This is a genomic window from Vibrio sp. 10N.247.310.24, assembly GCF_041467175.1.
Lineage (GTDB): Bacteria > Pseudomonadota > Gammaproteobacteria > Enterobacterales > Vibrionaceae > Vibrio > Vibrio tasmaniensis_A.
The window spans coordinates 1-13,144 of the sequence record NZ_JBFSUD010000016.1 but is presented as its reverse complement, the minus strand read 5'-3'; the positions used below and the strand labels follow the sequence as shown (position 1 = coordinate 13,144).

The 13,144-nt window shown below is 42.7% G+C and carries 11 protein-coding genes and 1 tRNA gene; 6 read left to right on the top strand and 6 right to left on the bottom strand.

Going from position 1 to position 13,144, the window contains the following annotated elements:
- Nucleotides 1-51 precede the first annotated feature (51 nt).
- The gene (gene tsaD, locus AB6E08_RS07380) at nucleotides 52-1,068 is read right to left on the bottom strand and encodes a tRNA (adenosine(37)-N6)-threonylcarbamoyltransferase complex transferase subunit TsaD (RefSeq protein WP_009847795.1); all 1,017 of its coding nucleotides are present in this window, start codon (nucleotides 1,066-1,068) and stop codon (nucleotides 52-54) included.
- A 258-nt stretch (nucleotides 1,069-1,326) separates the two neighbouring features.
- On the opposite strand from tsaD, the gene rpsU reads away from it, so the two are divergent.
- From rpsU to AB6E08_RS07350, 6 genes are all read left to right on the top strand, one after another.
- Nucleotides 1,327-1,542, top strand: coding sequence for a 30S ribosomal protein S21 (rpsU, locus tag AB6E08_RS07375; protein WP_004396009.1), 216 nt, complete (start codon nucleotides 1,327-1,329; stop codon nucleotides 1,540-1,542).
- A 25-nt stretch (nucleotides 1,543-1,567) separates the two neighbouring features.
- The gene (locus tag AB6E08_RS07370) at nucleotides 1,568-2,011 is read left to right on the top strand and encodes a GatB/YqeY domain-containing protein (protein WP_009847797.1); all 444 of its coding nucleotides are present in this window, start codon (nucleotides 1,568-1,570) and stop codon (nucleotides 2,009-2,011) included.
- 119 nt (nucleotides 2,012-2,130) lie between these two features.
- Complete coding sequence (dnaG, locus tag AB6E08_RS07365) at nucleotides 2,131-3,882, top strand: DNA primase (protein WP_017080230.1); 1,752 nt, start codon at nucleotides 2,131-2,133, stop codon at nucleotides 3,880-3,882.
- Between the two features lie 99 nt (nucleotides 3,883-3,981).
- Nucleotides 3,982-5,826 carry an RNA polymerase sigma factor RpoD gene (gene rpoD, locus AB6E08_RS07360; RefSeq protein WP_009847799.1) on the top strand — a complete coding sequence of 615 codons (1,845 nt, stop codon included), beginning with the start codon at nucleotides 3,982-3,984 and terminating at the stop codon, nucleotides 5,824-5,826.
- Between the two features lie 163 nt (nucleotides 5,827-5,989).
- Nucleotides 5,990-6,065: transfer RNA gene (locus tag AB6E08_RS07355), tRNA-Ile, on the top strand.
- 889 nt (nucleotides 6,066-6,954) lie between these two features.
- Nucleotides 6,955-7,722: a hypothetical protein gene (locus AB6E08_RS07350; protein WP_372063969.1), complete on the top strand. Its 768-nt coding sequence runs from the start codon at nucleotides 6,955-6,957 to the stop codon at nucleotides 7,720-7,722.
- A gap of 43 nt (nucleotides 7,723-7,765) precedes the next feature.
- Here the strand turns inward: AB6E08_RS07350 and AB6E08_RS07345 are convergent, their stop codons facing one another.
- The 5 genes from AB6E08_RS07345 to AB6E08_RS07325 all read right to left on the bottom strand — a co-directional run bounded on the left by AB6E08_RS07345 (nucleotide 7,766) and on the right by AB6E08_RS07325 (nucleotide 12,203).
- Complete coding sequence (locus AB6E08_RS07345; RefSeq protein WP_372063971.1) at nucleotides 7,766-8,650, bottom strand: site-specific DNA-methyltransferase; 885 nt, start codon at nucleotides 8,648-8,650, stop codon at nucleotides 7,766-7,768.
- A 98-nt stretch (nucleotides 8,651-8,748) separates the two neighbouring features.
- Nucleotides 8,749-9,939 (bottom strand): tyrosine-type recombinase/integrase, encoded by a 1,191-nt coding sequence (locus AB6E08_RS07340; RefSeq protein WP_372063973.1) that lies wholly within the window; start codon nucleotides 9,937-9,939, stop codon nucleotides 8,749-8,751.
- Nucleotides 9,940-9,950: 11 nt separating this feature from the next.
- Nucleotides 9,951-10,313 carry a hypothetical protein gene (locus AB6E08_RS07335; RefSeq protein WP_372063975.1) on the bottom strand — a complete coding sequence of 121 codons (363 nt, stop codon included), beginning with the start codon at nucleotides 10,311-10,313 and terminating at the stop codon, nucleotides 9,951-9,953.
- Between the two features lie 69 nt (nucleotides 10,314-10,382).
- On the bottom strand, nucleotides 10,383-11,087 hold the full coding sequence (locus tag AB6E08_RS07330) for a HEPN domain-containing protein (protein WP_372063977.1): 705 nt from the start codon (nucleotides 11,085-11,087) through the stop codon (nucleotides 10,383-10,385).
- Between the two features lie 9 nt (nucleotides 11,088-11,096).
- Nucleotides 11,097-12,203: a DUF262 domain-containing protein gene (locus AB6E08_RS07325; RefSeq protein WP_372063979.1), complete on the bottom strand. Its 1,107-nt coding sequence runs from the start codon at nucleotides 12,201-12,203 to the stop codon at nucleotides 11,097-11,099.
- Nucleotides 12,204-13,144: the final 941 nt, after the last annotated feature.

Below are 13,144 nucleotides of genomic sequence, written 5' to 3'. Positions count from 1 at the left end.
CTCAGCGACCGTTTATCGAAATACTATGGTTTATTTGGCGATTGGTTATGATTAAACAATCGGCTCTAGCTGGTCAATTGGCCAACGCGGTGTGGCATGGACAGATAAATCAGCCGTTTCACCATTCTTCAGGCGCTGCATGCCCGCATAAGCGATCATCGCACCGTTATCTGTACAGAACTCAGTGCGTGGGTAGTACACCTCTCCACCGATTTTCTTGGCTAATGCTTCAAGCTCAACTCGTAGTTGTTTGTTGGCACTCACACCGCCAGCAATCACGATACGTTTCATACCCGTCTCTACCAACGCACGCTTACACTTGATTACCAAGGTCGCACAAACCGCTTCTTGGAACGCATAAGCGATGTCAGCACGAGTTTGGTCATCATTGTCATTAGCACGAATGGTATTTGCCGCGAACGTTTTCAAGCCCGAAAAGCTCATATCTAGACCCGGACGATCGGTCATTGGACGTGGGAACTTAAAACGACCTGGCGTGCCTTTTTCTGCGAGTCGAGATAGCAGTGGACCACCTGGGTAATCTAAGCCCATTAGCTTCGCGGTTTTATCAAACGCTTCACCCGCCGCATCATCAATCGATTCACCAAGAATTCGGTATTCACCAATGCCTTTCACTTCTACCATCATGGTATGACCGCCAGACACCAGCAGAGCAACAAATGGGAATGGTGGAGGATTATCTTCTAGCATTGGCGCAAGAAGGTGACCTTCCATATGGTGCACTGGCACAGCAGGCACGCCCCACGCATAGGCAATACTGCGACCAATCGTTGCGCCCACAAGCAATGCACCAACCAAACCAGGGCCAGCCGTGTAAGCCACGCCATCAATATCTTTCGACGTTAGGTTCGCTTCTGCCAATGCCGCTTTAATCAGTGGAATGGTTTTTTTTACGTGGTCACGCGACGCTAGCTCAGGTACCACACCACCGTAATCGGCGTGCAGCTTTACTTGGCTGTATAACTGATGAGAAAGCAGCCCTTGCTCATCATCATAAATTGCGATTCCTGTTTCATCACAAGAGGTTTCAATACCAATAATGCGCATAATTTTCTCGGCACGCTTTCGTCTAAAATGGGAAATTAGCGCAATATTACCCTGCCTAAGCTCTTCAAACAAATATTGTACAGACTATAATCGACAAAGTGCTTTACAAAGCCACTGTGATCGGATTAAAATTCCGCACCATTTTTGATCAAGCTGGTTAATGACCAAACGCGAATAGAGAGTTAGCTCGATGGGTAACTTCTCTGATTTGGTACTGAATAACCAGCGATAATGAATAACCCCTGAGGTGAAAGGCATATGCCAATAGTTAAAGTACGTGAAAACGAACCGTTCGACGTTGCACTACGTCGTTTCAAGCGCTCTTGTGAAAAAGCAGGTATCCTTTCTGAAGTGCGTCGTCGTGAGCATTACGAAAAGCCAACTACAGTTCGCAAACGCGCTAAAGCAGCAGCTCAAAAGCGTCACGCTAAAAAGCTAGCTCGCGAAAACGCACGTCGCGTTCGTCTGTACTAATAACTTAATCCATAAGGACTGAGTTATGGCTCTTATTGAACAACTCAAAGAAGAGCAAAAATTAGCGATGAAAGCCAAGGACAAACCGCGCCTTGGCACTATCCGCTTAGCTCTTTCAGCAATTAAGCAACGTGAAGTTGACGAACGGATCACTCTGAACGACGACGACATTATTGCTATATTAGTTAAAATGGTTAAGCAACGTCGCGATTCTGTTGCTCAATATGAATCGGCAAATCGTCAAGATCTTGCTGACGTGGAAAAAGCAGAAATTACGGTACTTGAAGGCTTTATGCCTCAGCCGCTAACTGAAGAAGAAGTTATTGCACTACTTGATAGCGCAATTGCAGAAGCTCAACCTGCGGGCATGCAAGACATGGGTAAAGTAATGGCTATCTTGAAACCACAAATTCAAGGGCGTGCAGATATGGGTAAAGTTAGTGGTTTAGTTCGTTCTAAACTCGCTTAATCCCAAATCAAATTGCAACAAGCCGTGCAATCCTTCGGAATGCACGGCTTGTTTGTATCTGTAACCTATTCAAACTATTATTATCCACACTCTCAGTTAGTGCATTTTTCTAAGGTTTTATGGCAGGACACATCCCGCGTAGTTTCATCGATGATCTCCTAGCGCGTCTCGACATTGTCGATATTGTGGACGCACGCGTGAAACTTAAGAAAAAAGGCAAAAACTATGGTGCTTGTTGCCCATTTCACAACGAAAAGACCCCTTCTTTCAGCGTAAGCCAAGAAAAACAGTTTTATCACTGCTTTGGTTGTGGCGTACACGGCAATGCTATCGACTTCATTATGGAGTTCGAACGTCTCGATTTTGTTGAAGCGATTGAAGAGCTGGCCTCATTTTTAGGACTTGATGTTCCTAGAGAACAGCGCAGCGGTGAAATATCCACGGCGCCAAGAGCCAACAGCGAACAAAAACGTAACCTCTACGATTTGATGGGCGGCATCAGTAATTTTTACCGCTCTCAGCTGAAAATCTCAGCGAACAAACCTGCGATTGATTATCTAAAAAATCGCGGTCTTTCTGGTGAAATCGTACAGAAATTTGGCATTGGCTACGTCGCTGATGAATGGGACTTGGTTCGTAAGAACTTTGGCCAACAAAAAGAAGCCCAAGACATGCTCGTTACTGGCGGCATGTTGATAGAAAACGATAAAGGCAACCGATACGATCGATTCCGTGGACGCGTGATGTTCCCGATTCGTGACCGTCGAGGACGAGTGATCGGGTTTGGTGGTCGTGTTTTAGAAGACGGCACGCCAAAGTATCTAAACTCGCCAGAAACGCCGATCTTCCATAAAGGTAAAGAGCTTTACGGCCTTTATGAAGTGTTGCAAGCATACCGTGAACCGCCTCAAGTACTTGTGGTTGAAGGTTATATGGATGTTGTCGCACTAGCGCAATACGGTGTCGATTACTCAGTGGCATCACTGGGCACCTCAACCACCGGTGATCACGTTCAAATGTTGTTCCGCCAGACCAATACTGTGGTTTGTTGTTACGATGGTGATAGAGCAGGTAAAGAGGCCGCGTGGCGCGCACTAGAAAATGCGCTTGAATACCTAAAAACAGGTAACACACTCAAGTTTCTGTTCTTGCCAGACGGTGAAGACCCAGACAGCTATATTAGAGAACACGGTCAGGCTGCTTTCGAACAGCTCGTCCACAATGCGACGCCGCTTTCGACCTATTTGTTCGATAACCTGATAGAAATACACAAGCTGAATTTAGGAACAACAGAAGGAAAATCGGCACTGCGTGCACACGCGAGCGCCTTGATTAGTAAAATTCCTGACAGTTACTTCCAAGAACTGCTCGAAAAATTGCTCGATGAGCGAACTGGATTTGATAACCAATTGAGGCGTGCTCGCGTTCACACAAAGAACCCGACACCTCAACCGCATAAAGAGCTCAAGCGCACTCCAATGCGTGAAGTTATCGCTTTGCTTATCCAAAATCCGAGCTATGCTGATATGGTACCGGATTTATCAAGTGTCAAAGGCTTACAGCTGCCTGGACTAAGTTTATTCGTCGAAGTACTTGATATCTGCCGAGTGAACCCCCATATCAGCACAGGCCAATTATTAGAACATTGGCGAGAGAACAAACATGAGGCACTTCTGTCTCGTCTCGCGAGCTGGGAAATCCCCCTCGACGAAGACAATCAAGAAGACATATTTTTAGACTCATTGGACAATATCCTTGCCCAGTGCGTTGAAAAACAAATTGAAAACCTGCAGGCCAAAGCAAGAAGTGTCGGTTTATCAGCCGAAGAAAAAAGGGAGCTACTAGCTTTAATGCTAGATCTAAAAGCGTAACCCTGTTTGATTAGTCAGCATTTAATAAATTTGTTAACATAATTGGTTTGCATTTGAGAATGCAACGTCCTTCACCAGACCTGAAGTTGGATATCATCTATGGATCAAAATCCGCAGTCACAGCTAAAATTACTTGTTATTAAAGGCAAGGAACAAGGCTATCTGACCTACGCCGAAGTAAACGACCACCTACCTGCAGAAATCGTGGATTCTGAACAGGTAGAAGACATCATTCAAATGATCAATGACATGGGTATCAAGGTAGTAGAAACTGCACCTGACGCTGATGATCTAGCTCTTAATGATGACGATGCCAATATAGATGAAGATGCAGCTGAAGCTGCTGCTGCTGCGCTTTCAAGCGTAGAAAGCGAGATTGGCCGTACTACTGACCCAGTTCGTATGTACATGCGTGAAATGGGTACAGTTGAACTACTGACTCGTGAAGGCGAAATCGACATTGCGAAACGTATTGAAGATGGTATCAATACCGTTCAATTATCTGTCGCTGAGTACCCAGGCACGATTCCATACATCTTGGAACAGTTTGACCGCGTACTCGCTGAAGAGATTCGCTTAACAGATCTAATCAATGGCTTTGTTGACCCAGACGACGATGGTACAGCTGCGCCAACGGCGACTCACATCGGTTCAGAGCTCGCTAAAACTGATCTAGAAGACGAAGACAAAGAAGAAGCAGAAGACGACGAGGAAGAAGAAGAGGAAGATACAGGTATTGATCCTGAGCTTGCTCTTGAGAAATTCACAGCGCTTCGCACTAGCTACCAAAACCGTCAACTAGCAATCAATGAATACGGCCACGAAAGCCCGAAAGCAACGCTTGCAACAACAATGATGCAAGACGTATTCAAAGAATTCCGTCTGACGCCAAAACAGTTTGATTACCTAGTAAACGAACTGCGTACTTCGATGGATCGCGTACGTACTCAAGAACGCCTAATCATGCGTCAAACGGTTGAGTACGGCAAAATGCCGAAGAAATCTTTCATTGCTCTATTTACTGGCAATGAATCTAGCGAAGCATGGTTGGACGAAGTTCTTGCTTCAGACAAGCCATACGCAGAAAAGATCAAACGTAACGAACACGACATCCGTCGCTCTATCCAAAAGCTGGATATCATCGAACGTGAAACGTCTCTTACTGTTCAAAGCATCAAAGATATCAGCCGTCGTATGTCTATCGGTGAAGCGAAAGCTCGTCGTGCGAAGAAAGAGATGGTTGAAGCGAACTTACGTCTAGTAATCTCGATTGCTAAGAAGTACACGAACCGTGGTCTACAATTCCTGGATCTAATCCAAGAAGGTAACATCGGTCTGATGAAAGCGGTAGATAAGTTTGAATACCGTCGTGGTTACAAGTTCTCTACTTACGCTACGTGGTGGATCCGTCAAGCAATCACTCGTTCGATTGCCGACCAAGCTCGTACTATCCGTATTCCGGTTCACATGATCGAAACGATCAACAAACTAAACCGTATCTCTCGTCAAATGCTACAAGAGATGGGTCGTGAACCGCTTCCGGAAGAGTTGGCTGAGCGCATGCAAATGCCTGAAGACAAGATCCGTAAAGTACTGAAAATTGCTAAAGAGCCTATCTCAATGGAGACACCAATCGGTGACGACGAAGATTCGCATCTAGGTGATTTCATCGAGGATACAACGCTAGAATTGCCTTTAGACTCTGCAACGGCAACAAGCCTACGCGGCGCAACTAAAGACGTTCTTGCAGGCCTAACGCCTCGTGAAGCAAAAGTACTGCGTATGCGTTTCGGTATCGACATGAACACTGACCACACTCTTGAAGAGGTTGGTAAGCAGTTCGACGTAACTCGTGAACGTATCCGTCAGATCGAAGCAAAAGCACTGCGTAAACTTCGTCACCCAAGCCGCTCAGAAACTCTGCGTAGCTTCCTAGACGAGTAATTACACGCTTTAGTGTGGTTAGCTTTTAAGCATAAAATAAAAAAGGTGAGCGTTGGCTCACCTTTTTTGTGCCTACGTGATTTAAGTGGCTAAGATGTAAGCGGAATTGCCCCTCATAGTGTCTAGACACCATTGATTGGTTCCCCTATAATCTATGCCCTACGGCCCCTTAGCTCAGTGGTTAGAGCGCACGACTCATAATCGTTCGGTCCCCAGTTCAAATCTGGGAGGGGCCACCAAATTCTGATAAGGCTCATGAAGAAATTCATGGGCCTTTATCTTTTCTAGTCCTTTCCATATCCGCTCTTCGATTACTTCCTGTAAGTACGCTTCCATTAGCACCACTGAAACTCCCCAGCCAATCACCATAGAGCCCGCAACTCCATCTCAGGCTGATACCTACCATCAGTAACCTCTCTTATCTGTACGACACGATTCTGCGCTAAATACATACCACTCAACACCAGAACAGAACCCCAGAAAAATTTCCCGACTAAACCAACAAAAATATAACCAACATTCCGTTCCATTGGATTCAGTAATTTATATAGATATAAATGAGATACCTAAATGGAGTTCTAGCTGAGATCAGTCAGGAGACTCAGCACCGAAGATTAGAACCAGATGACTGTTGAACAATGATGACCAATTACCCTCAGTGGTAATTGGTCTGATATCTATTAAGTGATTTAGGTTAGTAGTCAGCAGCAGTGAATCTCAGAGCTAGAAACGAAGGCTAATCACAGGACTGGTATTCATACTGAAATCGGTAATCTCAACGCTAGGAGTGGTTCTAGGGCGAATCTCGTATGCGTTAGGGTTAGAAGTTGGGGTAGTCGAATGGGTTGGTGGAATCAGATGGAAACCTAGAGTGGGTATCCGTCGTCGACGACGACGGCAATAGACCTAAAATCAGGGTGAAAGACCGGACTAGGACCGGACCGACGACGCCGCCAACAAAACCTAGGGAAAGTAATTACTGAAGAAATCAGGTAGAACAAGGGCTAGAGAGAGATTACAGGGCCAGTCTAGAGAGACCGACCCAGCGACTTAGGATTTTAGATTGGGAAGATTGTGATGTTCATATAGAATCTTACATTCTTAATATCCTTATAGGTGTTTGTAAACATGAGTTCTATTTCTTCAGAGACAATTAGTCAGTGTACCGAAGATGTAATTTCATCTATCCAACAGTCATTAGATAATCGCAGAAGTTTTCAATTACACAATACCAGTGGTGCTAACTCAATCTTAAATGAAAGGGCTGTTGCTTATCTTGGTTCCCGGATTATGATTCATACTCACCTAACAAATGCTCCATTTACAAAATTACATTTCGAGAATGGTTTAGAAGAAGCCATAAATCTAGCTTCAGGCGCTAATGAAGAAAGTGCACAATTAGCCGCTGTAGGAAATCCTGGACATGATATAACAATTAATAGTGAACGATACTCTCTCAAGACTCAAGCAGGTAAATCTACGAACTTTAATTCGATACATATCAGTAAATGGATGGAGTTAGGGAGTAACCCCAACTGGGGAGAGAATGAGAGTGTTCTTCTTGAGTTGAGAGATGAGTTTTTATCTCACTTACAAGGGTATGAGAGAATACTTGTCTTGAGGTATCTACCTGGTAATAAGGCAAATAGTCAATATAACCATTACTACGAACTTATAGAAATTCCAAAATCTCTACTTCTTTTGTGCCAAGAAGGGGAGCTTGAAATGAAGTTCAGTAGTCGCCAGAACCCAAAACCTGGTTACTGTTATGTAGTGGAAAATGAAACAAAGTTGTTCTCACTATATTTTGATGGCGGTGGTGAGAGAAAGCTACAAATCAAAAATATAACGAAGGCACGTTGCACCCTCCATGCAACATGGGAATTTGATGCATAAATAAATCAAAGAAACACACAAAAAAAAGGAGCTCTGCTCCTTTTTAGATTCCCAAATCAATCTGAGTATCGACCCCTTGAAGTCTCTCCTCAGCAATTTTTGCGTATTCTGGGTTTAGCTCAATACCATAGTATGAACGGCCCAGTTCACGACTGACAATTCCAGTTGTTCCAGAGCCAAAAAACGGGTCTAAAACTACATCTCCTTCCCTGCTGCCAGCTTTTACACAAATCTCAACTAACTCTGGTGGGTAAACAGCAAAGTGAGCACCTTTGAACGGCTTGGTTTTAACCTCCCAAACAGTACGTCGGTTTCTCATTTTTTTACCATCAGCTGTAGGCTCTTTAACCGATTCATGATCGTAGTAATACTTCTCACTTTTCGATAGTAAAAACACATATTCATGGGAGCGAGTCGGACGGTCTTTCACAGATTCAGGCTGACAATTTGGTTTGTACCAAATATTATCAGATCTCAAGTACCAACCGTCATCTTGAAGCGCTAAAGCTAATCTCCATGGAAGACCGATTAAGTCTTTCGGTTTTAAACCTTCTGGTGTCGGAGCCCGATAACTCATACCTCTTGATGGATTTTTCTTGTCCTTATCTCGCCAAGTTCTTCCACCGCTAGTGAAAGAGTCACCGATGTTCAACCAAAGAAGTCCATCATCCTTTAAAGTTCTTCTCACCTCTCTAAATATTTCAACTAGATCGTCAATGAATTCATGGATGGTTTCTTCCGCTCCAATTTGACCATGAATGTTGTAGTCACGAAGTCCCCAATACGGGGGAGAAGTAACGCACATTTGAAATGTTTTGTCTGGGATCTTAGAGAGGGCCTTTCTTGAGTCCGCAATAATCAATCTATCCCTGTATTCATCATAAATCTCATGTGATTGATTTACCAACGTATCTACTTTTTTTCTCATGAAAAAACTCTTAACCAAAATTTCTCTATACAGGGTGGGCGCAAAGTATATCACAAAGAGACCACCTACGAAGGGCTAGAAAAGCTAGGGGTAGACTTCTATGGTATAGACATTCCCTCTACCAACTCAGAAACATTAGCACTTACCTCTCTCAACCTACTCGAAGCCAAATGAGCATACCTAGTCGAAGTTTGAGGGCTCTGATGCCCCAATAAATGCTGAACATCATAGAGCGTCGCATTTCCACTATTTATAAGGATCGAAGCGAAAGAGTGCCTGAGGTCGTGTATACGGAAGTCATCATAGATCCACGCTGCTTTCTTGATTCGAGCGAATGCCTTCTTCGGATGTGCGATAGGTCTACCGGGTGCATCTCCGGCAAATATATAGGGGTTCTTACGTATCTGAAATCGTCGCTGGTCATGTATTACCTCCTTAGCTAAATTATTGAGTAAAACCGTCCTTGATAACCCCGATTTTGTGTGGGGAAGAAATAGGCTCCAATTGCCGTCGTCGTCGACGGTAAGACAGTCCCACTTAGAGTTAGTAATTTCACCAATTCTCATTCCGGTAAGCAGGGCGAATTTTAAGGCGTTGCCTTGGGTGCGATTGGGCTCCTCGTTACATGCCTTGATGAAGGATGAAACCTCTTTGCGGTTCAGGAATCTGTTTCTTAAATTATTCTCCTTAAGCTTCCTTATATACTGCCCAGGATTGCTATCTACATAGCCCCATTCTTTTGCGAGCCTATACATTCGTAAAATGAGCGACCGAAGACGATTTACAGTGGAAGGCTTCCTTGTTTCTAGAACTCCATCGAGTAGCTTTTGAATGTCTTGTTGATTGATATCGGTGATGCTTTTCTTACCCCATTTGGGGTAGAAATGAAGCTTTAAGTTACCGACATCATTCTTAGCGGTGAGTTTGTTCATTCGGGCGTAGGGTAAGTAGTGTTCTTCCGCAAATTCTTGAAACGTGATTACATTAGATTTCTCATCCCTCATAGCCTTGGGGTCATTACCTAGAGCTATCTCTCGCTTGTGGTCATTGGCTATCTGTCTAGCAGTGTTGATATCTAGCGCTGGATATTCACCAATTTGTAACGATTTCTTTTTCCCGAAATAGGTGTATCTGAATAAGAAGCGCTTCCTCCCTTGTCTGTTGATAATCATTTTTAAGCCACTACAGAGCTCATCCGTATACTCAGTTTCTTTACTTCGACTTGTCGACGGCGTCGGCGGTAATGAATCAAGTTGGCGCTTATTGAATTTGAATTTACGTGATTGCATTGGATACCTCCTTACTCATCAGAGGTTGAGAAATGCTGCTGCAATTCAGTACGGAGTGTCTTAGGCATCAGTAGGTAGAGGCCCTTACCACTGTCCTCGACAATGCTTAGGGATATAGAAGCTCCGTAATCTAGATCATCTTCGGATTCGGCATAGGTTAGAGCTCGTTTCAGCAGTGCGATATCGTCGTCGACGACAGTGTTTAGCTCATTAATTGAGGTGAGGAACCAGAGTTCACATTGCAGTTCATCCCATGTCTGTTGAGTTTCTGTTTCATCGTGGAATGGTTCGGTGAGTATGGCTTTGACTTGTTCTTGTAGGGTTGTAGTGATTGGAAGGGTCGAGATTTGTTGAATGTTGGTTATTTTGAGCATAATTAACTCCATGTTATTGATAACATGGAGTTAATATATAAATGATAGCTTATTTAAATCGGGCGGAGTTTAAAAAAGTCTTGATGTTTTCCAGCAATCTGAGCCACTAATCGAGACAACATGAGAGTACATTATAGCGTCTAGCTTCGCTATAAAGTCATCTATGATTAGTAGTTGTTTTCTTGTGTCCTCTGCTGTTATATCTGGTGTTGGATGTTCATGTGCAATCATTGTTCTTATATCTGAAAAGGATTCTAGGTTTTTTTTATAGTCCTTTTTCCCTTTGATTTGCATCGACTTAAAAATATCATTAATACCAAACCTTTTAAATAAAGCTACTAGGTTCTTTTTTGATGGGTATTTTCTATCTCGAACCATACCAGATTGACAAATAACGTCTTTAGCTAAAGAATCTTTATTAAAGACATCATGCAAACCATGGGTTGATGCCAAGCTTGATATCAACTTAGACTCATCACCAAATGCAATAAAATGTTGAAACGAATTTTTTTGTTTCTTTCCTGCAGCCCAAAGAATTAATGGTTCAGGAGCATATCTAATCGTTTTATAATTAGCATGAAGCTTATGAATCCAATCTTCAAGCAAGGCTTTAACATATTCTTCTAACGCAGCAGATGTTTGAAATATAGCATTCCTATATACACACTGCTGTATATCGTGTGGGATATTACTTTTCTTAAGGGCAGAGTAACTAACTTGCTTTTTCAGTGCTGATATCGTGACCTGAAACTCTTGCCTAGCAATACTTTTCATGTAGGGCACTTACATCAACTCCTTCTTGAGAAACTTAGTCATTTCACTAATTCTATATCGCACAAGCCCTGTAGCACTAGTTCCGGCTGTGATAGATGTGTAGAACTTTTCTTTTTGAGTCAACGCTTGGAACTTTTTCAAGAACTCTATCTTATCCACTTTCTCTACTGATTTTTTTGTAAGCGATAACTGAGTAAACGCAACCATTACGGCATCGAACAACGCAGAATTGATACTCTTTGATACAGGGTTAAGTTGGTCATCTAGAACTTTAAATGATTTCCCTTCATATAAATAATTGATTGCTTCAACAGAGTTTAAGAACCCACTTTTCCATTGTAGAGCCTGGTTTTCTTCGATGTTATGATGTTCAGAGCAAAATTCATTAAGGAACGATTTTAAAGGTTTTTTGTATTTATCTAGATTATAAGTAAGTGCTAGATACCTTAACACTAACTCTGTGCCTTTCATTCTGTTATCGTATTGACGACCTGTTAATTTTTTCCATATTTTCTCTTGAGATAAATCGTCAATAAATTTCATCAGTGGACCATGATAAACACCGTGGCGAACTTCTTGAGGGTTTAGTTGAACAGCACCTGTGTTAATCCTTTCAAACACATCGAATTTTATTTGAGGATGAGTCTCTTTCAATATGGTTATGCATCGCAATGTTCTATTCTGTATATGCCTTCTAAACCTAGGATCTAAGTCTGAAAATTTATTACCTTCTAACTCTGGATACGCTGACAATCCTTGCAACTCAAATTCATCTTCAGTAAATAACTTTATTGATGTTAACCTTTGGTTTCCATCAATAACAGATAGTGTCTCATCAGGTTCTTGATTTAAATATATAACTGGTATTGGACATTGAATTATTAATGACTCTATTAGTCTTGATGCCTGCCCTCGATTCCAAACATAATTCCTCTGAAACGTTGGGACGAAAATTGATCCGTCCTTTAAGTGGTTCACAAGAGTAGCGATTGAAAAGTCATAAGTTTCAGTATGTAAACGCCTTTTCTCTGGCGGGATATCAACAACTTCACGTTCCTCATTAGTCGACTCAATAGGAAATAATTTATCAGCTAATGACTTGCCTGCTTTTTTCATGGGATACCTATACTAGACTCTAAAAAGAAGATTCTACTGTGTTTTAAGAAGAGCTGAATGTAGTCTACGACATATGCAACATATTAAGAATGTAAGATTCTATATGAACATCACAATCTTCCCAATCTAAAATCCTAAGTCGCTGGGTCGGTCTCTCTAGACTGGCCCTGTAATCTCTCTCTAGCCCTTGCTCTACCTGACTTCTTCAGTAATTACTTTCCCTAGGTTTCGTTGACGGCGTCGTCGGTCCGGTCCTAGTCCGGTCTTTCACCTTGATTTTAGGTCTATTGCCGTCGTCGTCGACGGGATTCCCACGCTAGATTTCCATCTAATTCCACCAGTCCATTCCCTCAACCCAAGTTCTCGCCCTAACGCATAGCAGATTCGCCCTAGAACCACTCCTAGCCTTGAGATTACCGATTCCAGTATGAATACCAGTCCAGTGATTAGCATTCGTTTCTTGCTCTGTGGTTCACTGCTGCTGCTGACGACTAACCTAAATCACTTAAGAGATATCAGACCGATTACCACTGAGGGTAATCGGTCATCATTGTTCAACAGTCATCTGGTTCTAATCTTCGGTGCTAAGTCTCCTGACTGATCTCAGCTAGAACTCCATTTAGGTATCTCATCTATATCTATATAAATTACTGAACCTAATGGAACGGAATGTTGGTTATATTTTTGTTGGCTTAGTCGGGAAGTTTTTCTGGGGTTCTACTCTGGTGTTGAGTGGTATGTATCTAGCGAAGAATCGTGTCGTACAGATGAGAAAGATTACTGATGGCCGATATCAGCCTGAGATAAGTTTACGGGTTCTGCGGTGATTAGATGGAGTGTTTCAGTGGTGCTAATGGAATGGTGCTTACAGGAAGTAATCGAAGACCGGATATGGAAAGGACTAGAAAAGATAAAGGCCCATGAATTTCTTCATGAGCCTT